This window comes from Sulfitobacter sp. NFXS29 (assembly GCF_040148765.1).
Taxonomy (GTDB): domain Bacteria; phylum Pseudomonadota; class Alphaproteobacteria; order Rhodobacterales; family Rhodobacteraceae; genus Sulfitobacter.
Window position 1 is genome coordinate 105,589 of the sequence record NZ_JAGDED010000009.1, and the last position, 23,084, is coordinate 128,672.

The window sequence follows — 23,084 nt, forward strand, 5'->3', positions numbered from 1 at the left end:
GGGGAGGAGCCCAAAATGACCAAATTCACCAAGTTTCTCACGACGAGTGCGCTTGCGCTCTGCACCGCGACCGGCGCGTTTGCTGCCGAGACGCTGACCATTTCCACATGGCTGCCGCCGAGCCACCCGGTCAACACCGGCATGTTCACGCAACTGACCGACATGATGTCGGAAGCCAGCGATGGGCTGATCGAGACCGAGCTGAAAAACGGCCTTGCCCCGCCGCCCGCACAGATGGACCTGCTGCTGGACGGTGCCGCCGATATCGCGATCCTGTTTCATGGCTACACGCCCGGTCGTTTCGTCGGCACTAAGCTGGTGGAAATCCCCGGATACGAAGGCAATGCCGAAGCTGCATCGGTCGCCCATTGGCGCGTGCATGAAGCGATGCTGGCCGAGTTGGACGAGCACCGCGGCGTGAAGGTAATCGCGCTGACCACCCATGGTCCGGGGCAGATACACTCCAACAAAGAAGTCGCCTCGCTGGATGACCTTCAGGGTCTGAAAACCCGTCTTGGTGGCGGTGTTTCGGCGGATGTGGGCGCAGAACTCGGCCTTGTCGGCATTCAGGTGCCCGCGCCCAAGGTTTACGAGACGCTTGATTCCGGTGCCGCAGATGCCGTGGCGATGAACATGGGCGAGCGGATCAGCTTCAAGCTGAACGAAGTGGCCAAGAACGTCTATGAAATGCCCGGCGGTTTTTACCGTGGCTCCTTCTCGGTCATCATGAGCCAAGAGACCTTTGACAGCCTGCCCGAAGACGTTCAGCAAAAGCTCGACAGCGAAGTTTTCGGGGAGACGGCGAGCCGCATGATGGGTGCCGTCTGGGATCAAAGCGACGTGGACGCGCGTGAGGCGACCGAAGCCGCAGGCGACAACAAGATCGTCACCGCCTCTGAAGAGGATCAGGCCCGCTTTGCCGAGATGGCCGCCAAGGTCCGCGACAAGGTGATCGCCGAGTTGGACGAGGCCGGTGTCGATGGGCAAGCCGCCTATGAGATGATGCGTGAGGAAATGGCAAACGTCAGCCAGTAACCCCCACCGCCAAAGGGGCCGGTCGCAGCAGCGGTCGGCCCCCAGCCAGGGAACCGCCATGCGCTCTTTGATCCGCCTCACCACCGCCCTCTCGGCCCTGCCGATGACGATGGCCTCTGTCGCGCTTTTCGCGCTGATGGTGCTGACCTTTGCCGATGTCATCATGCGCTCGGTCTTCAACGCCCCGATCGAAGCCGCGACGGAACTGATCCGCATCGGCATCGCCTTGATCGTTTTCTCTGCCTTGCCCGTCCTGTCGGGCCGCGAGGGGCATATCGCCGCTGATCTGCTGGACCGCCCCTTTGAAAATTGGGGGCTGCAACGCTGGCGCGACGGGCTGGTGACACTGGCCTGCGGGGCAATGCTGTGGTTTCCAGCGGGGCGGGTCGTGGACCTTGCCTACCGCGCGCTGAGCTATGGCGACGTGACCGAATACCTTGAAATTCCGACCTTTTACATCGGCATGTTTATCGCGGTGATGACCTATCTCACCGCTGTCGTGCTGATCCTGCGCGGGATTTTGCGCCTCTTTGCGCCGCAACTTCTGGACCCTGCCACATGATCGCATCTGCCATCGGCTTTGCCGCCGTTTTCGCCCTCGTTTTGCTGCGCCTGCCGATTGCCTTTGCCATGGGCCTCGTTGGGATGATCGGGCTGGTCTATGAGACCAGCTACCGCGCGTCGATCTCTATGGTGTCGCGGCTGATCATCGACACCAGCCAAGACTACGGCCTCTCGGTGATTCCGCTTTTCATCCTCATGGGGCTCTTCGTCAACAAAGGCGGCATCAGCCGTGAACTTTACCAAGTCTCCAACGCCTTTTTGGGCCACTTTCGCGGCGGCTTGGCGATGGCCACCATCGTGGCTTGCGGGGGCTTCGCGGCGATCTGTGGCTCGTCCTTGGCCACGGCGGCGACCATGTCCAAAGTCGCCATGCCAGAGATGCGCAAATACGGCTATGCTGACAGTCTTTCGACCGCCTCCATTGCGGCGGGCGGCACGCTTGGGATCCTGATCCCGCCCTCGGTGATCCTTGTGATCTATGGGCTGCTGACTGAGACCTCGATTGGCGCGCTGTTTATCGCGGGCATCGTGCCCGGCGCGCTTGGCATCCTGCTCTACCTCTGCGCGGTGCGCTTTTCCGTCGCCTTGAACCCTGAGGCCGGCCCCGCTGGCCCCCGCGCCACATGGGGTGAGCGGCTGCGCGCGCTAAACCACGTTTGGTCGGTGCTGGCGCTCTTCGCGCTGGTGATTGGCGGGCTTTACGGTGTGCTTGATTTCTGGCCCATCCATCTCGCCTTCTCCCCGACCGAAGCGGCGGGCATGGGCGCTGCAGGTGCGTTCCTCATTGCTTGGGCGCGTGGCGGGCTCAGCTGGGCCGGACTGCGTGAGGTGCTGGAGGAAACCACGCTCACCTCCGCCTCGCTCTTCTCGGTGCTGATTGGCGCATGGATTTTCTCAAACTTCGTGAACCTCGCGGGCCTGCCCGAAGGGCTGCTGGCGACCGTCACGGCACTGGACCTTGGCCCTTGGGTGGTCATGGGGCTGATCCTTTTGATTTACATCGCGCTTGGCTGTATTTTCGAGAGCATGTCGATGCTGCTGCTGACGGTGCCGATCTTCTTCCCATTGGTCACCAGCCTTGGGTTTGATCCGGTCTGGTTTGGCATCATCGTTGTCGTGGTGACAGAAATCAGCCTGATTACGCCACCCGTGGGGCTCAACGTCTTCGTCCTCAAAGGCGTGGTCGGCGATGTCTCTACCGGGACGATCTTTCGCGGGGTCACGCCCTTCTGGCTGGTCGATATTCTGCGCTTGATCTTGCTGCTGATCTTCCCCGCGCTGGTGCTTTTCCTACCGGGACAAATGTAGGCCCGCTGCCCTTTCAGCCTCATCGCGCCGCGTCTGTTTGCACTTCGACCAGCGCGGCGCGATAGTGCGGCCAAATCACCAAGGATGAGGCCAGCATGAACATCGACCTACTCAAAGACCTTTGCGAAACCCCCGGCGTTCCGGGGCGCGAGCACCGCGTGCGTGACCTGATCACCCAGCAGATCGAGGGACTGTTTGACCATGTAGAGACCGACGCCATGGGATCCCTCCTCTGCCGCCGTGATGCGACGGCAGGCGACGGCAAAGCGCCCAAGATCATGCTGCTCTGCCATATGGATGAGATCGGGTTTCTGGTCAGCCATATCTCGAAAGATGGGTTTTTGTACCTTCAACCCGTAGGCGGCTTTGATCCGCGCAACCTCTTCTCGCGCCGAGTGTTGGTCTGCACCGATCAGGGCGATCTGAAGGGCGTGATGAACCCCGGCGGCAAACCCATCCACATCTCCTCCCCCGAGGACCGCAAGAAGATCCCCGAAGTCTCGGAATTCTTCGTTGATCTGGGGCTGGGTGAAAAAGCCAAGGACATCGTCAAGGTCGGTGACTTCGTGGTGATGGATGAACCCTTCCTCGAAATGGGCGATCAGTTTGTGTCCAAGGCGCTCGACAACCGGGTGGCTTGCTGGCTGGGGATCGAAGCGATCCGCAAACTGGCCGACAAGGGGCGCGGGGCGGAAATTCACGTGGCCTTCACCTGTCAGGAGGAAGTCGGCCTGCGCGGCGCGCGCACGGCAGCCTATAAGGTACAGCCCGACATCGGTCTTGGCATCGACACGACGCTGGCCTGCGACACGCCCGGCGTGCCCGAGCATCTGTCCACCACACGCCTCGGCAAGGGCTTTGGCCTGCACGTGCGTGACAGCAGCTTCATCGCCGATGTGGATTTGGTGCGCGACATCGAAAAGCTGGCCGAGGCGCGCGACATCCCCTTCCAGCGCACCATGCTCGCAGCCGGCGGCCAAGACGGTGCAGCGGCGCAGCAGGCTGCCGCTGGCGCGCGGGCCGTGGGGATCGTGGTCGGCACCCGCTACATCCACACGGTGACGGAGATGGTCTCCAAAGGTGACCTACAGGCGGCACTGGATATCCTCGTGGCCTATCTGGAAGGCTTTGACGGCAAAGCCGCCTAAAGCCCCCTACCCCCCCCGAGCGCCCCGCGCCCCGTGCGTTCAGGGGGGGCCTGCATCATCGGGCGCTTGCGGCAGCCAGACGGTAAAGGCCGCGCCCCCCTCGGCCCGGTTGCGCACCGTGATGATCCCCCCGGCGCGCTGGATCAGCGTTTGAGAGATTGACAGGCCCAGCCCCGTCCCCTCTCCGGGTTTCGTGGTAAAGAAGGGATCGAACAGCGAGCCGAGCAAAGCCTCTGGCACCCCCGGCCCGCTGTCATGGACCGAAAGCGCGACACCGGGCGCGGCGTCGCGCTCCTCAGCCCTAAGATAAAGGTCCAACCGCCCGGCCCCCCGCATCGCCTGCACGGCATTGACCACAAGGTTCACCACGACCTGCTGAATCTCGCCCGAGTCCGCGCGCACGGGCGGGACCTCTTCAAAGTCGCAATCCACCTCAATCCCGCCCCGGCTGATCAGATGATCAACGAGCACAAGGCAATCCTGAACCAAGGGACGCAACGAGATATTATGTTCACAGTCGGAAAACTCAGACGGCGCGGCGAACTTCAGCAATTTGCCGACGATGACCTCGATCCGCGACAGTTGTCTGTCGATCAGCCCCAGTTCCGTGGCCACGGGCGCAGCATCCTCGCCTAGGGTCTCACGGATGACATCGACATTGCCCATGATGACCGCGACCGGGTTGTTGATCTCATGGGCGACCCCGGCGGTGATTTCCCCGATGGAGGCGAGCTTCTCGCTCATCACCAACTGGCGGAAGGTCTGCTCCAACTTCTCATTCGCCTCGCGCAATTCACCGGTACGCTGATCCACGCGCTGGTTCAGCTCGTCATTCCAACTGCGCAACTGCCGGTCGCGTTCTTGGACCTGCTCCAGCAACCAATCGAGGTGATGCGCTACGGCACCGATCTCATCCCGGGCGGGCACCGGCCCGATGCGCGCCGAAAGCTCTCCCTTGCCGACGCGGTGCATGACCTTTGTCATCCGTTCAAGGGGCGAGAAGATGCCCCGCGCCAGCCACAGGAACACCGGCGCTGACAGGGCCAGCACGGCAAAGAAGGCTGCCAGCATCCACCAAAAAGCCTCGCGCTTTGCCTGCGCAAACGGCGCCTCAAGAAAGCCCACATAGAGCATACCTACCCGCTCCCCGAAACTGTCGGTGATGGGCTGGTAGCCTGAGATATACCAATCGTTCACCACAAACGCCCGGTCGAGCCAAGTGCGCCCTTCGATCAACACGGCCTCCCGCACTTCGGCCGAAACCCGCGTGCCAAGGGCGCGCACATCCTCGAACAGGCGCACATTGGTTGAGATGCGCAGATCATCGAGGAACAGCGTCGCGGTCCCTTGCCGGTCGCCGCCAGTTACCGCGTTGAGATAGACCAGATCGTTGATCGTATCGATGAAGTCGAGGTTTCGGTTCAAAAGCATTCCGCCAACCAAAACGCCCTGCCTGCCGTTCAGCGCAACCGGGCTTGCCGCATGGACCACCATCCCGCGGTCTTCGACTTTTCGGTTGGTGGGCACGGCGGCGGGCGTGTCGATCACCGGCACCTGCGCGCGCACCGCGAGCGCGTCGTCCAGAGTTGTCAGCCGTGCATTGCTAAACACGTCGATCTCCGCTCCGCTTGTCCCTCGCGCCGCGCGGGCGATCACAGGCCAATCCTCGCCTTCATCGACCGCTCTTTCGAGGGGGAGGAAGCGCAGAAAATCCAAGCCCAGCCGGTCCTGTATCTCGGCAAAGAAGGTCGCCCGATCTGCGGTCGGCATTTCAAGTACGCGGGCAAATTCGACGGAGCCTGCAACGGCATCCAGTTCATTGCCGGTCTGCGCCAACAACCGCGCGAGATACTGGTTGGCGATCCTCAACTCGCTCTCGACATTCGCGATGAGCACTTCGTCATAGTCCGCAGTCCAACGCGACATGCCCAAGACCAGCAGCAGCGGCATCAACACGATAAGCGGTGTTAGCGCGAGGATCAGCAGGCGTAGGCGAACGGAGGTCATGGGCTTTCCCGGAAAACTGAGGCCAATTTAGCCGCTGCGCCTTCAAGGGTGAAGTCTGGGGGCGTATTTTGCCCTACAAACACCACCAATTCAGTATTTTAGCTCCGATTGCCAGCCACCCATATGCCTAACCCACTGTAAAACCATAGTTTTTCAAATTGTCAGCTGACAATTGCGCTGATTTACCAGTGCCGCCACCATGGGATTAAGGGAAAATGCACCATTACGGGCCATTTGGGTCAAACGGCGAAGATATGCGCCCGGGCTTCGGATGGTCGCAGCTTTTTCAAGCAGACAAAGGACTGTCACCGCAGCGCTCTCCGCACCCATGTCCCGTTTTGCCTCATTTAAGACCGGCGGGTCAATCCCCAGCATTGGGGCAATCTGATCTCCGATCCGTACAATATCGCTCCAATTGCGCATCGCTTCTGGGAAGAAACTTTGAACTTCTTTGCAAGCAGCGACCACCTCAGCCAAAGTCACCCCTTTCTTCGGCTCTTTGCCTTGGCCGTCTATGTTGTCAGCCGAATGAGACAGGGCGTTTTTCGAGCCGCTCTGCTGTTCAGAGTCAAAATAGGGTTTAATTGAATCCTGTATGTGCCGCTCATTTTCGCCGTCACTGGCGCTCATTTGACCTGTAGATGGGGCAGGGGAAACCGGTTCTGCCTCGGCTTCATCAACGATGGTAGCCGGGCTCTCTAGCGCGTGACGCAGCGCATTCTCAAGCAGGGTCAACGCCGCTTCATCCGGTTTGCGCCGAAGGATACGTCCCGCCTCATCCGCCACCCCCTCAGCGCGACCCTGACGGATCAGCGCATGCCTCAGAACGAGCACCCGGTCTCTCAGCGCTTGCAGCCGTTCACGTCGCGCTTCGGCTGCCCGAGCGGCGGTCTCAATCATATTTGACTGAATGACAAGGGGGGAGAGGTCAAAGCCAAAGGCCAGCGCAATCGCGCCACCCCGGTTTCGTGCAAAGCGTTTGCGATTGGGGCTATCGTGCCGGGCAATAAGCCCAACACGCACAAGCTGGGCAAGATGCCGTCGAAGCGTGCTTTCAGGCATCCCGTGCAACCGCTCAGACAGTCGAGCGTTCGAGGCAAATACAATCCCCGCCGCGCCATCCGGAATATGCCGGCTCGGCAGAAAACTCAGCAACGCCTTTAATACGGTGAGGCTGCGGTGCGATAGTTCAAAGCAGTCAGCCGCAGTTGTCAGCCGGTCGAGCAAAGCCCATTTGTCCGGCCCCTCGCATGACACTTGGGTAGCCGATCTCGGCCGCCCGAACGCAGTTCGGAACGTATTTTCCATTTAAAATCACGAAAGACAACAAAATACCGGCCCTATCCCATCGGGTAGAGTTGACATCGATAAATCTTTGGGGCTATCTCGAAGGTGCAAAGTTTGAGAAGGGCCTTCCGGGATTTATCCTGGGGGGCTTTTCTTTTGTGGTCTTGGATGTGCCTCCTGTTGCTACTTCCTCAATTTCTCACGCGCGGGTCTTTTGCCAGCGGTCGTGAATCTCTCGCAAAAGCTCTTCTGCATGCGCATCGAGCCATGTATCAAACCCCTCGGCCGCGCGGGCAGGGACGGTCACCGTGACCCCACGCTTGCCGCTGCGAATGTCCGCCAAAGCCTTGCCATCACGGCTCCGCAGGGTGCGGGGCTTGGGCGATGGGGCAGGGGAGGCGGCCGCTTTCTCTGGTTGGGCTGAAGCTTCGGCAAAGATCGCCTCGAACCGTTCATCCGAATTGAACCCTTCCCAGCCGGCCCGCAACATCCGCTTGTCCGCGCGCGCTTTTGCTGCGGGTTGCTCAAAAAGTTTGACCAAAGCAATCCAGCGGTCCCGCCCGATGGAGGGGGCAGAACCGATCTGGCGTAGAAAAGGTAGATCGAATGCATGACCAACCTTGAGCATGCGACTGACCATCGGCAGATCGATCGACAGTGCGTCTGCGATTGTCTGCCGGTCATGCCCGCCCACGTCTAGCTGCGCAGCAAAGCTCGCCTTTTCGATAAACGACAGGTCCTGCCGTGCGGTGTTCTCTTGCCCCTGCGCCATCACCAAAGCATGGTCGTCCAACTGGCGGACCATCGCCTTGACGGGCATTCCAAGCGCTTTCAGTGCCTGAAGTCGGCGCCGCCCGTAGACAATTTCGAACCGTCCGGGGGTTTTAGGATGGGGCCGAACGAGCACAGGAACCTGCTGTCCGTAGGTCTTGAGGCTGTCGTGCAGCTGCTTTTGAGCCTGCGTATCAGTGCCTAAACGGTCTTCGACGCCCGCCATGTCGATCAGATTACCGTCCAATTCCTGAACCGCGTTCTCTTGCATCCGGTTCAACGAAGACTGAAGCGCGCCCACCGCGCCGCGCGGCATTAGACTGGCCTTACCCCGGCTCTTATTAGGCTCTATCGCGGGGTTTTTAGGCTTCTCCGGCTTCTCAACATTCGCCGGTGCAGAAGATAAAATGCCTTTACGTGCCATTACCGCCCCCATGCTTTCTGGATCATGCTTTCGATCTCATCATTCACAAGATTGAGTGAATCCACCGCCCGGTCATAGGTCGAGCGGTGAAATTGGGACCGGTCGACTTCATAGATCGTCTGATGCGTCAGCCCGGCATCCGAAATCGCGGTGGATTTCAGCATCGGTGCGACCATGACTTCCTCGTCAAAAAGCTGGCGCAGGAAGGATAGAACCTGCTGTTGCGGTCCATCATTCGGCTCGTACCGATTGATCAGGAAACGCAGGAAATCGAACTCCATGCTTGCCCCTGCGTTAGAGACGACATCGAGCAGGTCCGCGCTCATTTGCAGGAACTGCGACATGGATGCGACGTCGAGCATGTTCGGGACGACGGTGATTAGCACGCCCGTCGAGGCACAAAGCGCCGACATCGTGAGGTACCCCAGTTGCGGCGGGCAATCGAAGATAACCACGTCGTAATTCTGCTCTACGTCTTGCAGAGAGGTCGCCAACCGGGCGAAAAATGCCGGCTGGGTGTTGTTCAGCAGAGCTTGGGGGGTTTCATGCTCAAACTCCTGAAGCATCAACCCGCCCGGAGCAAGATCAATGCCAGTAAAGAATGTCTTCTGTATGACATTGGCTAAAGGGACCGGATCGTCATATTGGATGGCATCGTAGATGGTCCCTGAGTTCAGGAAATCATACTCTGGCCGATAGCCAAAAAGCGTTGTTAGAGACGCTTGCGGGTCAATATCGACGCAGAGAACCCGGTAGCCTTTCAGGGCCAGTCGCTGCGCGGCATGGATTGCGCTCGTCGTCTTCCCGCTGCCGCCTTTGAAGTTCAAAAAGGACAATACTTGCAGCTTGTCCCCGTCGCGACGGCCGCGCTGGTAGGCACCGCGTGATTTGGCAGTGGACTCAAGCGTACGCCGGATCGAGAGCAGATCTTCAGCACTGTAATGCCGCCGCCCGCCAGGGCTTGTCTGAACATCGACGACCCTATTGTCGAAATGAAGTTTGCGGAGGAAGCTGGTTGAAATTCCAAGCAATTCCGCCGCTTCCCCGGCTGAAAAACGGCGCAGCTCCTTGCGCGCGTCGGGCGCAAAGACCTTCAACATGTGACTTTCCAACGCCTCGGAAAGCGTTTCCGCATTACGGCGGATTCGTGTATTGATGTGTACAGTGTCCGTCACATCTGCCCTCGCTCTCAGTAACGCTATTATTCGGTAGCGCTTTTGTTTCCGTTACTTAATGCCATTGCAGCGATGCGTGCAATAGATTCTTGCGCGAGAAGAGGGAAAGGCGGCATCAATAGTCGCAGCTAGGATCAAAGATAGTTCGTAGTCTGACGCCTAAGTGACTGCAATTGTTAATTAAAACTATCCTTGGAAATGTAAATGAGCCCATCACGGGCTGGATCGCGGCATTTTCCTGTTTTGGCCTAGTTAGAGCCACATACCGGATTTGCAAGAATCATGGGGCGGGTCATCCTGACCACGCGCGGCCGAAATAACGGTTAGTGCCGAGCCAGTCTGTCTCTTCCGGCAATTTCGGGCCCGGTGGCTCTGGCGTCCGCAGGCCAGTCCTGACAATGTGCGGGAAAAAGGGGGCTTTGGGCCCCAAGTCGGGGGAGGCCACTGCGGGATGGTCGATATTTGGAGCGGACTGACGCAGGCCTTTTGGCTTGTCTTCACGCTTGATCCCGAGCTGGTGGAGATCGCTGGCCGGTCGTTGCAGGTTACCGTCTCCGCGTTAATCGTCGCCTGCCTGATTGCCCTCCCCCTCGCAGCATTGGTCGCCGTAAAACGGTTTCGCGCACGGCGGCTGGTGATCGCTGTTTTGAATGCGCTCATGGGCCTGCCGCCGGTCGTGGTAGGGCTCATCGTCTATGTGGTTCTTTCCCGCTCCGGGCCCCTTGGCGTGTTGGGGCTGCTTTTTACCCCCACGGCGATGATCATAGCGCAGGTGATCATCATTGTGCCGCTCATTGCCTCGATCGCGCATCAGTCGATCCGCGAACTTTGGCAGGAATATCATGATCTGCTGATTTCAATGAATGTCACGCAAGGCCAGAAGATACGGACCCTGCTTTGGGACTCGCGCCGCGCGCTCCTCACCGCCGCTCTCGCAGGTTTTGGCCGCGCGATTGGAGAGGTGGGGGCGATCATGATCGTCGGAGGCAATATCGACCACGCGACGCGGGTGCTGACCACCGCGATCGCGCTTGAGACGGGGAAGGGAGAGTTTGGCTTGGCGCTCGCCCTCGGTTTCGTATTGATCGGGCTGGCCGTGGCGGTAAACCTCGCGATCCATTGGCTGGGCCGCACCGAACGGGAGGGCCGGTGGTGATGCAGCTTTTCCCGATGCAAGCCAGTGCGATCGAAAGCCGCAGACGCGGGCAACGGCTGGTGGGACCGATTGATCTGACGCTGGAAGGGCAGGGCGCCACGGTCGTTATCGGCCCGAACGGCGCGGGCAAAACCACGCTGTTGCAATTGCTCCATGGCACCGCGCGGCTCTCTGCGGGGCGGATCGACTGGGCCTGCACGACCGAAGAGGCGCGGCATCATCAGGCCTTCGTTTTCCAGCGGCCCGTCATGCTCCGGCGCACGGTTTTGGAAAACCTTGTCTATCCACTGCGTCTGCGTGGTGTCGCAAAGGCAGAGGCCCGGCAGGCGGCGGAGGAATGGGCCGCACGCGTCGGGTTAGAGCCGCTTTTGGGCCGCGCAGCCCCTGTGCTATCGGGCGGCGAGCAGCAGAAGCTGGCCCTCGCCCGCGCCCTGATCTGCAAGCCCAAGCTGCTGTTTCTGGATGAGCCCTGTGCCGCATTGGATGGCCGTGCGACCCGAGAGATCGAAGCGATCCTGCAATCGGCGAAATCTGCGGGCACGCGGCTGATCCTCTCGACACATGACCTCGGTCAAGCCCGCCGTTTGGCCGACGATGTCTTGTTCCTACTCGGGGGCCATCTTCATGAGGCCGGCCCCGCGACTATGTTTTTCAACCGACCTGAGACCCCTGAGGCGCAGGCATTTTTAAGAGGAGATATCGTAGAATGAAACTTTGGATTGTAGGCGCAATTTCCGCTCTGGCGATGAGCGGTGCGGCGCAGGCCGCCGACGTGATGAAAATAGCGGTGACGACATCGTTCAACAACTCCGGTCTCGCGGATGTGCTCTTGCCCCAGATCGCAGCAGACCTTGATCTGGAGGTGCAATTGCTGGTCGTCGGGACCGGCCAAGCGATCAAACTAGGCGAATCCGGCGACGTGGACGCGATTCTCGTTCATTCGCGCAAAGCTGAGGAGGCTTTCGTCGACGCCGGGTTTGGCAGCCACCGAACGGAAATCATGTACAACGATTTCGTCTTTATCGGCCCAGAAAGCGATCCGGCGGGGATCGCATCCTCGGATGCGGCCACTGCGGCTCTGGGGGCCATTGCCAACGCAGAGTCCGATTTCGTGAGCCGAGGGGACGACAGCGGCACGCATAAGAAAGAACTGGCGCTCTGGGCCGAAGCTGGGGTTGATCCGGCAGAGTTCGGCGATTGGTACAATGCTGTCGGGGCAGGCATGGGCGCGGCCCTTAATACCGCCTCGGGGATGCCCGCCTATGTGATGTCGGACCGGGCAAGCTGGCTGAACTTCGGCAACAAAGGCGAGCTGGCGTTGCTCTATGCGGGCGATCCGGTTCTGTTTAACCAATATGCATATCTGCCAGTGAACCCCGAGCGTCACGGCCATGTCAAAAACGATCTGGCTCTGAAGCTCGAAGATTGGCTGACATCGGACCGGGCGAAAGCGCTGATCAACGACTACAAGATCAATGGTGAGACGCTATTCGTGTTCAACGCGGAAGGCGCCGAATAACCTTTGTCGGAGACTATCCGCGCCCGGATCGGCGCGGGTGGTTCACTCGGGCAGGTCACCGTGGATCGCGAATTGCTCCAGTCCTGCATCCTGCGGCTGGATCATTCGAAAGCTTTCACGGACGCCCGCGTCGGTCAACTCTCGCGCCACGGTCAGCAGGCAGTTGGGCGCGTGATCGGCGCAGAGGTCGATCATCTGGGCCAACTCCTCTTTTGCCACGGGCCGCGCGGCATCGACCGAAGGTGCACCGTAGTAGGTGACGAAATGCTGCGCCAGCAGCGCGGCGAGGGTCTCGACCTCGGCTTCTTCGATCTGGGTCACGGCAACAAAGGTCACGCGGCCGAAGGTTTCGAGCCCGAGCCAGCCGTTGGCGAAGGCTTGGCGGGCTTTGCCGGTCAGATCGCCCTCGGTCCAATCGGAAAACTCGAACCCGCCAGAGATGCACCATTCGCCGGTGCGGGCGGGCGAGGCGAAGACGTTGCGGTCGCTCTCATCGAAATGGATCGCGCGGGCGAGTTTGAGGGTCATGGTGCGGGCTCCAATAGGGTGGTGAGCGGGATCAGGCGGGTCGTCTCTCCCGCGCGCAGTAACATGCCGAAGTCCTCGTCGACACCGATGAATGTACCGGTTGCGGCCTGCGCGGTCACCTCTTCGTCGATCCCATAGGCCAAGCCGCGCCATTCGCCATGTAGGCTCGCAGGGCCGAGGTCTTCCCAGCGGTTGATCCAGTGCAGCGTGTGCCGCGCCCAGGATTCGACAAGGGCAGGGGGCTGCACCTCGGCGCAGCCTTCGGCATAGAGCGCGGTTTGATCCGGGTTTAGACCCGTTTGCGCCATGTCAGGGTCGTTTGCGGGGTAGAGCGGCAGGGTGAAACCGACAACGAGCCAATCGGGCACCGCCGCCGGATCGCTTGTCGAGGCCATCATCCGCAGCGAGCCGCAGGTCGCGCCGTTCACGCGGATGCCGCCGTTCCATTCCAGTTGCACCGCGATTTCAGGCGGCGAGAGCGCGCCGAGGGCGTTTTGAAAGCCCACCCCGCAAAGCGGCAACATCGCCACCGCGCGGGCCAGCGGCACCTCGGGGGCAAAGACCAGGGCCGCCTGCATCTCGGCCCCGTCGAGCCGATAGGTGATCAGACCCGCGTCGCAGCCCTCGGCCGCGCGGGCGCAGGCGGCGGCAAGCGCATCGCCCGCGACCGCCTCGCCCGACATCAGCGGGGGGAAGGACAGCGGGTCGCTCATGCGGCGCCAGCGTCCACGAGTTGCTTGGCGATGGCGTGAAAGGCCGCGGCCTGTTTGCTGTCGGGCTGGCTGACGGTGATCGGCGCACCGCCGTCTGAGGCGAGACGGATCTGCAGATCAAGTGGCACTTCCGCGAGCAGGGGCACGCCCCATTTCTCGGCCTCGGAGGCGACACCGCCGTGGCCAAAGACATGCTCTTCGTGGCCACAATTGGTGCAGATATGCGTCGACATGTTTTCGATCATGCCGAGGATCGGGACCTTCAGCTGGTTGAACATATCAATGCCCTTACGCGCGTCGATCAGAGCCACATCCTGCGGTGTAGAGACGATGACCGCCCCATCCACATGGGCCTTTTGCGCCAGCGTCATCTGCACGTCACCGGTGCCCGGCGGCAGGTCCACGATCAGCACGTCGAGCGCGCCCCATTGCACCTGCGTCATCATCTGCTGCAGCGCGCCCATCAGCATCGGCCCGCGCCAGACCACGGCTTGGTCTTCGTTGGTCATCAGGCCAATCGACATCATGGTGACGCCGTGGTTGCGCATCGGCAAGATGGTTTTCCCATCGGGCGAGGCGGGGCGGCCAGAGACGCCGAGCATGCGCGGCTGGCTGGGGCCGTAGACATCGGCATCCAGCAGCCCGACCCGGCGGCCTTGGGCGGCCAGCGCACAGGCGAGGTTCGCGGAAACGGTGGATTTGCCCACGCCGCCCTTGCCCGAGGCGATAGCGATGATGCGGTCCACGCCGGGGATCCTCTGCGGGCCGGTTGGCTCCGCTTTGCGCTGTGGCTTGAGGTCGGGCGGCGGGGCTTTTTCGCTGTGGCCGGTCAGAACGATGGAGACTTTCGACACCCCCTCGACCTGCGCCAGCGCCGCTTCTGCCTGCGCCTTGGCCTCCTCATAGGCTTTAGCCTGGGCGGGAGGGATCTCCATCACGAAACGCACCGCGCCCGCGTCATCCACATTCAGCGCGCGCATCACGCCGCTGGCCACGATGTCTGTCCCCGTGGCCGGATCGGTCACGGTCTTCAAGGCGGTCAGGACCGCTTCCCTGCTGGCTGTCACGTCGCTTATGCCTCGCCCTTGTCCGCGCCGGCGATGGTGCCGTCGATCTCATGCTCAAGGCCCAGTTCGGGGATGGTGATCACGGCCTTGACCGCAAACTCTTTGCCGCTGGTGTCATGGTCGCGCATGGCCTTTTCGATGGCCTGCTGCGAGGTCACGCCGACCTGTTTGAGAAACTTGCGCATCGACATGTTGAAGTCTTCGCTCATGGGTGGCTCCTGTGCTTGGGGGCGGCCTAGTGGTCGCGCCGTTTGGAGAGGTAATCGTCGGTGGTCCGAGGACGCGGGCGTTCATTGCCGGTCATCGGGTTGTTGGTGCTGTGATACTGCGCATTGATCCGGCAGTCATCGCACATCTGGATCATCCGCAGTTTTGCCTCATCGGCAAACATCGAATGGCTGCGCAGCTTATCGGTGATTTTCTCCACGGTGGATTTCACGCCAAAGAGGCTCCCGCATTCGACGCAGGCAAAGGGCTCTTCCTCGTTCAGCACGCGCTGGCTCAGCGCGGCTTCAGTCAGGTCGAGGCGCGGCTCGAGGGTGATCGCATCCTCGGGGCAGACATTGGCGCAGAGCCCGCATTGCAGGCAGGCGTCTTCCTGAAAGCGCAGTTGCGGCAGGTCCGGGTTGTCGCCAAGCGCGCCCGAAGGGCAGAGCGACATGCAGGACAGACACAGCGTGCAGGCATCCTTGTCGACCAGAACGGCACCGTAGGGCGCACCCTCGGGCAGGTCCAACACCTCGGCCTCGGGGTTGAGCGCCCGCGCCGCCTGCCGCGCGATCTGGCGGCGGCTGCCCATGGGGCGCACCGGCTGGGCAACGGGGGCAGGGGCCTCGCCGTCGTAAAGAATGTCGGTCAGCGCCTCGGGGTCGGGGGTGTCGATCAGGGACATCCGCGCGTCCCCCGCAATGGCGCGGGCCAGCGCGGTCTGCGTTTCAATCGCGTCGCGGTCGGCCTTGGGGCCAAGCAGAAGCGAGACATGGGCGAACCCGGCGGCGAGCGCGGCCAGCGCCTCAGCATGGCCAAAGGCGGCGAGCGCATCGAGTTCCATCGGCACCACATCGGCAGGCAGCCCGCGCCCGTGACGTGCGGCAAGGCGGATCATCTCGGCGCCATGGGCGTCATGCACCATCAGACGCGGCGCTTCGCCGCCCGCTTCGAGATAGGCGCGCGCCAGTGTCTGCACCCGGCGCATGGTGAAATCGACGGGCGGCGCGTCATAGCTGATCGCACCCGAGGGGCAGGCCGAGGAACAGGCACCGCAGCCCGCGCAGATCATCGGGTCGATCGCAACATGATCACCGTCGGGTGTGATCGCGCCAGTGGGGCAAAGGTCCAGACAATTGGTGCAGCCGGTTTGCCCCGCGCGGGAATGGGCGCAGAGCAGCGGCTCGGTCCGCACATAGAGCGGTTGCTCAAATGTGCCGGTGAGATGCGAGGCCGCGAGCACGGCGGCGGCCACGGCAGGCGGGTGGCCGGGATCGGCGCGCAGGTAGCCTTCGCGCTTTTCATGCGCCGGGAACAGCGGGGTCTCGCCGCGCAGGTCGATGATGATATCACATTGGCTGCGCGCGCCGTCGCGCGGCGCGGTCCAGTTGAGCGGGCCCCGGCCACGCGGGTCGACCTGCCGCAGCGCGTCGATCACCACTTCGAACTGTCCAAGCGCGCCCTTGGCACGGCGCAGCTTGCCGGAAATGAGGTCAAAATCGCGCACCTCGGGTAGATTATCCGCGGCCTGTGTCACCGCGTCGTCCATCAGCAGCGTGACACTCAGGTGATCCTTGAGCTGCGCCGCCGCCTCCAGCGCCGCCGGGCCGCGCCCCACGACCAGGCAAAGCCCTTCGGAGCCGACATCGATGGTTTTCTCTGCCGGGGCGTCCAAAAGCGCCTCGGCTGCGAGGGCGGACATTTTGGGTAGTTTGTCGCGGGGGTCATCCGACCATCCGGCCCGGTCGCGCAGGTCCAAGAGGGGGGCAGGGGGCAGGCCCAATTCCTCGGCCAATTCGGTAAAGACCCGCTCTTCTTGGGTGCAGCATAAAATTGCGTCCCCGGTGGTCAGGGCCTTGGCCGCCCGGTCGATCTGAGTGGTGCAGAGGGCCGAACAGGGGGGCGCGACCGCCAAACCGCTGCGCTCGGCCAATGCATCGGAATCGATACGCTGCGACCCTGCACAATCGCATGTTATCAATGTCTTGGCCATGAATTTTCCCTTATCTCGCACGTCAATCTGCAGCCCATCTGGGCAGGGCAGAGGCCCCAAGCTAGACGGGATTTGCCACCCCCTACAACCGAAATTCGCGGCGCGGCGGTGCGGCTCCTAGGTGGTGAAGCAGGCAGAAACGGCGGTCTGCGGGGGCAGTGATTCGAAATTTGCGATTCGCTCATTCTCTGAGCGAAATACTCAAGTTAGACAATTAGGCCGAGGCGCCATTGACGGGCCAAGCTGGTGGGCCATCTTGTCTCGAAAGCCGGGTTTTTCGGGCTTTGGCGCGGATTAGCGCTTCCCCCGGACCGGCCTTTGCGGCGAAGGTCGTTGAAACGGAGGAGCAATTTGATTCACAACCCGACAATGTATCGGACGATGCCCTTGGGCATTGTACTGCGGCGCGCGCCGGGGGTGACCCGTTGGGCCAAGTGGAGCTGGAAAGCGACCGCCGTGCTGCCCGGTGCCGGGGAGGCCGATTGGCGCGAGCTGCGCCGCGACGGCGAGATCGTCGAGTACCACGCCGCCACGCTCAAGCTGGACCTCCACGGAGCCGAGACCGAAGCCTATGTCCACGGGCTCGGCGCGGATGTGCCTTGTGTCTATGTTGTGATGCGCCCCATTCCCGGTGCGACCGACCGCCCCTTCAAACTCGCGCTGGTCACGGCATCGCCCTATGAGGCGCAGGATTATTGCGACAGCGCCGAAGAGGTGGTGGAAAAGGTCGCGATGACGCCGGGTCTGTTGGCATGGGTGCAAGAGTTCGTCGAAGAGTTCCACCAAGAGGAAGCCTTCGTCAAACGCCGCCGGGATCGTCTGCGCACTGATCTTAAACAAGACGGGATCGGCGATCCGCGCATTGAAAAGCCTGCGGACATCTACGCCTCGCCCGCGCTGAAACGAAAGCGTCTGGCATGAGCGGTTTTTGGCAGAAACGCCGCGCCGCCGTCGCGGCTGAGGCGGAAGCCGAAGTGCGCGTTCACGCAGCGCAGGTGGCAGAGGCTGAAGAAGCCGCGCTGGCCGAGCGCAGCGATGATGACCTGCTGGCCGAGTTCGATCTGCCCGCGCCCGAGGATCTGGTGAGCGGCGAACAGTTGCGCGCCTTTCTCAAGGCGCAGCTGCCGCAACGGCTCAAGACCCGCGCGCTGCGCAGCTTTTGGAAAACCAACCCGGTGCTCGCCTGTCTTGACGGGCTGAACGATTACGACGACGATTACACAGCGGCGGCGACGGCTGGGAAACCGGTTAACACGATCTATCAAGTGGGCCGCGGCATGGTCTCGAAGGTCGAAGAGGTGCTGACCGCTGAGGCCGACGCACCGGATGAGACGGTTGAGAGCGCCGTCAATGACGCGCCCGTTCTGGCGTCGACCCATGATGTCGTCGTGCCCGGCCCCCGCCGGACCGAAACGGCGCTGGCCCCAGATGCCCCTCTTGCGGTGCATCATGCAGCCCCGGAAGAAGACGCCGAGGCGCAGCCCGCGCCGACCCACCGCCGCATGCGGTTTCACTTCGCCAGCGATCTGGCACAGGACATGGAAGGTAGCAGCGCATGACCCAATTGGCCGCGACGCCCCTGCCCGAAGAAGACCGCCTGCGCGCGGACCTTTACAACTTCATGGGCTTGATCCTTGCCGGACCGCCGGATCAGATGCTGCTGGATCAATGTGCGGGTCTGTCGGGGGATGACAGCGAGTTGGGGCAGGGCTTCAAGACGCTGTCGAAACTCGCCGCCAAGACCAAACCCTCGGGTGCCGAGAGTGAGTTCAACCGTCTATTCATCGGGCTGGGCCGGGGCGAGCTTTTGCCCTATGCGAGCTTTTACCTCACCGGATTTCTCAATGAAAAACCGCTGGCCACCCTGCGCCAAGATATGGTTGCACGCGGGCTTGAGCGGGCGGCAAATGTGTTTGAGCCCGAAGACAACATCGCGTCGCTGATGGAAATGATGGGCGCGATGATCGCGGGCCGTTTCGCGTCCCCCGCGACGCTGGCGCAGCAAAAGACCTTTTTCAATCGGCATATCGCCCCTTGGGCCGGGCACTTCTTTGCCGACCTCGAAGGCGCGAAAAACTCGGTCTTCTATGCCCCCGTGGGCAAAATTGGCCGTGCCTTCATGCAGATTGAAGCCGAAGCCTTCCGGCTCAGCAAAGACGACTAGACCCACCGCGATGAGACAGGCGGGGCCGCGCGCCCCCGAACAAGAGACGTAACAGGAGAGAGAAGATGACACGCAAGCCAGAGGGTACCACCGACGCACCCGTTCGCAAGGACCGGCGCGACTTCCTGAAATTCGCGGGCTCCGCCGCGCCCTTGGCCGCCGTTGCCGTGGCCACCACAGGGACCGAGGCCGAAGCGGCCCAAGCCCCCGACCTGTCGTCGGACCGTATCCAAGACACCGAGCACACGCGCGCCTACTACGCCGCCGCGCGGTTCTGACCAGATAACAGGGGCCCGGCCCCGAAACTTGGCAGGGCGAAACCGCCCGCCGTTCAATAGCCACCTCAGGCGGGGACCAGCCCGCGCATAGGGAGTGAAGATATGTTGAGGAAAAAGACCAATGGGGTCGCGCGGTCTGCGCAGCGGACAGGCATCATGTCCGATGTGGCGCGCAGCGGTATTGACCGGCGCGCGTTCCTGCGCGGTTCGGGCCTTGCCATCGGCGGGCTTGCGGCAATCGCAGGCACCGCGGGCAGCGTGCAACAGGCATCAGCCGCCACCGCAGCCGTCAGCGGAAAGATGGAAATCAAGAAATCCGTCTGCACCCATTGCTCGGTCGGCTGTACCGTCATCGCCGAAGTGTCGGACGGTGTCTGGCTCGGTCAAGAACCCGGTTGGGACAGCCCCTTCAACCTCGGCGCGCATTGCGCCAAGGGTGCTTCGGTCCGTGAGCACGCCCATGGTGAGCGCCGTCTGAAATACCCGATGAAGAAAGTCGGCGGCGAATGGCAGCGGATTTCTTGGGAGCAGGCGATCAACGAGATCGGCGACCAGATGCTGTCGATCCGTGACACCTCCGGCCCGGATTCGGTCTATTGGCTCGGCTCGGCGAAACACTCCAACGAACAAGCCTATCTGTTCCGCAAGTTCGCCGCCTATTGGGGCACCAACAACGTCGACCACCAAGCGCGGATTTGTCACTCCACCACCGTGGCGGGCGTGGCGAACACATGGGGCTACGGCGCCATGACCAACAGCTACAACGACATCCACAAGTCGCGCGCGATCTTCATCATCGGCGGCAACCCCGCCGAGGCGCACCCGGTGTCGCTGCAGCACGTGCTGAAAGCCAAGGAAGAGAACAACGCACCGCTGATCGTCTGCGATCCGCGTTTCACCCGCACCGCGGCCCATGCCGACGAATATGTGCGGATGCGTCCCGGCTCGGACGTGGCGCTGGTCTGGGGTATCCTCTACCATATCTTCGAGAACGGTTGGGAGGATGAGGAGTTCATCCGCACCCGCGTTTGGGGCATGGATGAAATCCGTCAGGAAGTCGCCAACTGGACCCCCGATGAGGTTGAGCGCGTCACCGGCGTGCCCGGCGAACAGCTTCAGCGCGTCGCGCGGACGCTGGCCAACCACCGCCCCGGCACCGTGATCTGGTGCATGGGTGGCACGCAGCACACCAACGGCAACAACAACACCCGCGCTTACTGCATCTTGCAGCTGGCCTTGGGCAACATGGGCACCGCCGGCGGCGGCACCAACATCTTCCGCGGCCACGACAACGTGCAGGGCGCGACCGACCTTGGCGTTCTGGCCGATACGCTGCCGGGCTACTACGGTCTCTCCGATGGCTCTTGGGCGCATTGGGCGCGGGTTTGGGGTGAGGATCTGGAATGGATCCAGAGCCGCTTCGCCGCTTGGACCGATGGCGCAGGCGAAGAGCAGAAGATGATCAACCTCACCGGCATCCCGGTGTCGCGTTGGATCGACGGTGTGCTTGAAGCACGCGAGAACCTTGAGCAGCCCGACAACACCAAAGCGATGGTGCTCTGGGGCCACGCGCCGAACTCGCAGACCCGTCAGGGTGAGATGAAAACGGCGATGGAAAAGCTCGACCTGCTGGTCGTGGTCGACCCATACCCAACCGTCTCCGCCGTTCTGCACGATCGGACCGACAACACCTATCTGCTCCCGGCCTGTACGCAGTTCGAAACCTCCGGTTCCGTGACCGCATCGAACCGCTCGCTCCAGTGGCGCGAAAAAGTTGTCGAGCCGCTGTTTGAGAGCCTGCCCGACCACACGATCCTCTATAAGTTCGCCAAGAAGTTCGGCTTTGAGGATCGCATGTTCCGCAACATCGAAGTGAACGGTGAAGAGCCGCTCGTCGAAGATCTGACGCGCGAGTTCAACAAAGGCATGTGGACCATCGGCTATACCGGGCAGAGCCCCGAGCGGATGAAGATGCACATGCAGAACCAGCACACCTTCGACAAAACCACTCTGCGTGCCAATGGCGGCCCGGCGGATGGCGATTACTACGGCATGCCATGGCCCTGCTGGGGCACGCCCGAGATGAACCACCCCGGCACGGCGAACCTCTACGATATGTCGCTGCCGGTGGCCGAAGGCGGTCTGACCTTCCGCGCCCGTTTCGGTGTGGAACGTGACGGTGAGAACCTGCTGGCTGAGGGCGTCTACTCTAAAGGCTCCGAAATCAAGGACGGCTATCCAGAATTCACCATGCAGATGCTGATGGATCTGGGCTGGGACGGTGATCTGACAGCCGATGAGCGGCGCATCATCGAAGCAGTCGCAGGCTACGAAGCGCCTGAGAACGCGGATGACGGTCAGGCGGAAGTCGGCGAAACCTCGCAACAGGGTGAGATCGATTCCGATTATGTGGCCCAAGTTGGCGGCATCAACTGGAAGACCGACCTGTCGGGCGGTATCCAGCGGGTGGCGATCGAGCATGGCTGCGCGCCCTTCGGCAACGCCAAGGCCCGCTGCGTGGTCTGGACCTTCCCGGACCCGGTGCCAAAGCACCGCGAGCCCCTCTATTCCAACCGGCGGGATCTGGTGGCGGATTATCCGACCTACGAAGACAAGACCTTCTGGCGGGTGCCGACGCTTTATGCGTCGATCCAAAAGAACGACTTCTCGCAGGAATTCCCGATCATCCTCACTTCTGGCCGCTTGGTTGAATATGAGGGCGGCGGGGACGAGACCCGGTCGAACCCATGGTTGGCCGAGCTTCAGCAGAACATGTTCATCGAGATCAACACCCGTGACGCCAATAACCTCGGCGTGCGCGACGGGTCCGACGTTTGGGTCGAAGGGCCCGAGGGCGGCAAGATCAAGGTGATGGCCATGGTCACCGAGCGGGTGGGCGAAGGCGTGGCCTTCATGCCCTTCCACTTCGGCGGGCACATGGGCGGCGTCAGCCTGCGGGACAAATACCCCGATGGGGCCGATCCGATTGTTCTGGGCGAAAGCACCAACACGGTTCAGACCTACGGCTACGATTCAGTGACGCAAATGCAGGAGACCAAAGCGACTCTCTGCAAGATTATGCCAGCGTAAGGAGACAAGAGAATGGCAAGAGCAAAGTTTCTCTGCGATGCCGAGCGCTGCATTGAATGCAACGCATGTGTAACGGCTTGTAAGAACGAACACGAAGTCCCTTGGGGCATCAACCGCCGCCGCGTGGTGACCATTCAGGACGGCCAACCGGGCGAACGCTCGATCTCGGTCGCCTGTATGCACTGCTCGGATGCGCCCTGTATGGCGGTCTGCCCGGTGGATTGTTTCTACCAGACCGACGATGGCATCGTGCTGCACTCCAAGGACCTCTGCATCGGCTGCGGTTACTGCTTCTACGCCTGCCCCTTCGGCGCGCCGCAGTATCCGCAGGCCGGCAACTTCGGCAGCCGCGGCAAGATGGACAAATGTACCTTCTGCGCCGGTGGCCCCGAGGAAAACCACTCTCAGGCGGAGTTCCAGAAGTACGGCCGCAACCGGATCGCGGAAGGCAAACTGCCAATCTGCGCTGAGATGTGTTCGACCAAGGCGCTGCTGGCCGGTGACGGGGACATGGTCTCCGACATCTACCGCGAGCGCGTCGTCGCACGCGGCTTTGGCTCCGGCGCTTGGGGCTGGGGCACGGCTTACGAGCAAAAAGGCCAGTAACGGCTTTCGGGGCGGCCTGACCGGGCCGCCCCTTTTCTCCATAT

Annotated in this window: 22 protein-coding genes; 13 read left to right on the forward strand and 9 right to left on the reverse strand. The window is 61.8% G+C overall.

All coding sequences use genetic code 11. From position 1 onward, the window contains the following. Window positions 1-15: 15 nt before the first annotated feature. The 4 genes from J3456_RS14555 to J3456_RS14570 all read left to right on the forward strand — a co-directional run bounded on the left by J3456_RS14555 (window position 16) and on the right by J3456_RS14570 (window position 4,055). Window positions 16-1,035, forward strand: a complete 1,020-nt coding sequence (locus J3456_RS14555) for a TRAP transporter substrate-binding protein (RefSeq protein ID WP_349580858.1) — start codon at window positions 16-18, stop codon at window positions 1,033-1,035. Window positions 1,036-1,093: 58 nt separating this feature from the next. Further along, the gene (locus J3456_RS14560) at window positions 1,094-1,597 is read left to right on the forward strand and encodes a TRAP transporter small permease (protein WP_349580859.1); all 504 of its coding nucleotides are present in this window, start codon (window positions 1,094-1,096) and stop codon (window positions 1,595-1,597) included. Then, the gene (locus J3456_RS14565; protein ID WP_349580860.1) at window positions 1,594-2,907 is read left to right on the forward strand and encodes a TRAP transporter large permease; all 1,314 of its coding nucleotides are present in this window, start codon (window positions 1,594-1,596) and stop codon (window positions 2,905-2,907) included. Before J3456_RS14560 ends, J3456_RS14565 begins: the two co-directional genes overlap by 4 nt. 95 nt (window positions 2,908-3,002) lie before the next feature. After that, window positions 3,003-4,055, forward strand: coding sequence for a M42 family metallopeptidase (locus tag J3456_RS14570; protein WP_259950232.1), 1,053 nt, complete (start codon window positions 3,003-3,005; stop codon window positions 4,053-4,055). A 39-nt stretch (window positions 4,056-4,094) separates the two neighbouring features. On the opposite strand, the gene J3456_RS14575 is transcribed toward J3456_RS14570, so the two are convergent. The 4 genes from J3456_RS14575 to repA form a co-directional block, all read right to left on the reverse strand. Next, on the reverse strand, window positions 4,095-6,062 hold the full coding sequence (locus J3456_RS14575) for a sensor histidine kinase (RefSeq protein ID WP_349580861.1): 1,968 nt from the start codon (window positions 6,060-6,062) through the stop codon (window positions 4,095-4,097). 153 nt (window positions 6,063-6,215) lie between these two features. Beyond that, the gene (gene repC, locus J3456_RS14580; protein ID WP_349580862.1) at window positions 6,216-7,370 is read right to left on the reverse strand and encodes a plasmid replication protein RepC; all 1,155 of its coding nucleotides are present in this window, start codon (window positions 7,368-7,370) and stop codon (window positions 6,216-6,218) included. Between the two features lie 178 nt (window positions 7,371-7,548). After that, a complete protein-coding gene (gene repB, locus J3456_RS14585; RefSeq protein WP_502989509.1) occupies window positions 7,549-8,544 on the reverse strand; it encodes a plasmid partitioning protein RepB in 996 nt (331 codons plus the stop codon). Next, window positions 8,544-9,719, reverse strand: a complete 1,176-nt coding sequence (repA, locus tag J3456_RS14590; protein WP_349580864.1) for a plasmid partitioning protein RepA — start codon at window positions 9,717-9,719, stop codon at window positions 8,544-8,546. Before repA ends, repB begins: the two co-directional genes overlap by 1 nt. A 451-nt stretch (window positions 9,720-10,170) precedes the next feature. On the opposite strand from repA, the gene J3456_RS14595 reads away from it, so the two are divergent. From J3456_RS14595 to J3456_RS14605, 3 genes are read left to right on the forward strand one after another with little or no spacing between them, the layout of a single operon-like run. After that, window positions 10,171-10,875, forward strand: a complete 705-nt coding sequence (locus J3456_RS14595; RefSeq protein WP_349580865.1) for an ABC transporter permease — start codon at window positions 10,171-10,173, stop codon at window positions 10,873-10,875. Continuing rightward, on the forward strand, window positions 10,875-11,585 hold the full coding sequence (locus tag J3456_RS14600; protein WP_349580926.1) for an ATP-binding cassette domain-containing protein: 711 nt from the start codon (window positions 10,875-10,877) through the stop codon (window positions 11,583-11,585). The genes J3456_RS14595 and J3456_RS14600 overlap by 1 nt, the downstream gene beginning before the upstream one ends. Beyond that, window positions 11,582-12,394 carry an ABC transporter substrate-binding protein gene (locus J3456_RS14605; protein ID WP_349580866.1) on the forward strand — a complete coding sequence of 271 codons (813 nt, stop codon included), beginning with the start codon at window positions 11,582-11,584 and terminating at the stop codon, window positions 12,392-12,394. The genes J3456_RS14600 and J3456_RS14605 overlap by 4 nt, the downstream gene beginning before the upstream one ends. 42 nt (window positions 12,395-12,436) lie before the next feature. Here the strand turns inward: J3456_RS14605 and J3456_RS14610 are convergent, their stop codons facing one another. Genes J3456_RS14610 through J3456_RS14630 form a run of 5 tightly spaced genes read right to left on the reverse strand, consistent with a single transcriptional unit; the run spans window position 12,437 to window position 16,902 of the window. Beyond that, on the reverse strand, window positions 12,437-12,922 hold the full coding sequence (locus J3456_RS14610) for a DUF6505 family protein (protein WP_067628709.1): 486 nt from the start codon (window positions 12,920-12,922) through the stop codon (window positions 12,437-12,439). Further along, window positions 12,919-13,635 (reverse strand): biotin/lipoate--protein ligase family protein, encoded by a 717-nt coding sequence (locus tag J3456_RS14615; protein ID WP_349580867.1) that lies wholly within the window; start codon window positions 13,633-13,635, stop codon window positions 12,919-12,921. The genes J3456_RS14610 and J3456_RS14615 overlap by 4 nt, the downstream gene beginning before the upstream one ends. Next, on the reverse strand, window positions 13,632-14,702 hold the full coding sequence (apbC, locus tag J3456_RS14620) for an iron-sulfur cluster carrier protein ApbC (protein WP_349580868.1): 1,071 nt from the start codon (window positions 14,700-14,702) through the stop codon (window positions 13,632-13,634). The genes J3456_RS14615 and apbC overlap by 4 nt, the downstream gene beginning before the upstream one ends. A gap of 5 nt (window positions 14,703-14,707) precedes the next feature. Then, a complete protein-coding gene (locus tag J3456_RS14625) occupies window positions 14,708-14,911 on the reverse strand; it encodes a DUF6494 family protein (RefSeq protein ID WP_067628701.1) in 204 nt (67 codons plus the stop codon). Window positions 14,912-14,937: 26 nt separating this feature from the next. Beyond that, window positions 14,938-16,902: a 4Fe-4S binding protein gene (locus tag J3456_RS14630; RefSeq protein ID WP_349580869.1), complete on the reverse strand. Its 1,965-nt coding sequence runs from the start codon at window positions 16,900-16,902 to the stop codon at window positions 14,938-14,940. A gap of 381 nt (window positions 16,903-17,283) precedes the next feature. On the opposite strand from J3456_RS14630, the gene J3456_RS14635 reads away from it, so the two are divergent. From J3456_RS14635 to fdh3B, 6 genes are all read left to right on the forward strand, one after another. Continuing rightward, on the forward strand, window positions 17,284-17,823 hold the full coding sequence (locus J3456_RS14635) for a DUF3305 domain-containing protein (RefSeq protein ID WP_067941244.1): 540 nt from the start codon (window positions 17,284-17,286) through the stop codon (window positions 17,821-17,823). After that, window positions 17,820-18,461 (forward strand): DUF3306 domain-containing protein, encoded by a 642-nt coding sequence (locus J3456_RS14640; RefSeq protein ID WP_349580870.1) that lies wholly within the window; start codon window positions 17,820-17,822, stop codon window positions 18,459-18,461. The genes J3456_RS14635 and J3456_RS14640 overlap by 4 nt, the downstream gene beginning before the upstream one ends. After that, the gene (locus J3456_RS14645) at window positions 18,458-19,066 is read left to right on the forward strand and encodes a TorD/DmsD family molecular chaperone (RefSeq protein ID WP_349580871.1); all 609 of its coding nucleotides are present in this window, start codon (window positions 18,458-18,460) and stop codon (window positions 19,064-19,066) included. The genes J3456_RS14640 and J3456_RS14645 overlap by 4 nt, the downstream gene beginning before the upstream one ends. 65 nt (window positions 19,067-19,131) lie before the next feature. Next, a complete protein-coding gene (locus J3456_RS14650) occupies window positions 19,132-19,344 on the forward strand; it encodes a twin-arginine translocation pathway signal protein (protein ID WP_067935401.1) in 213 nt (70 codons plus the stop codon). A 102-nt stretch (window positions 19,345-19,446) separates the two neighbouring features. Continuing rightward, the gene (locus J3456_RS14655; protein ID WP_349580872.1) at window positions 19,447-22,434 is read left to right on the forward strand and encodes a formate dehydrogenase subunit alpha; all 2,988 of its coding nucleotides are present in this window, start codon (window positions 19,447-19,449) and stop codon (window positions 22,432-22,434) included. Between the two features lie 12 nt (window positions 22,435-22,446). After that, entirely contained in the window at window positions 22,447-23,040 is a 594-nt protein-coding gene (fdh3B, locus tag J3456_RS14660; protein ID WP_067266580.1) for a formate dehydrogenase FDH3 subunit beta, read from the forward strand. Window positions 23,041-23,084 lie beyond the last annotated feature (44 nt).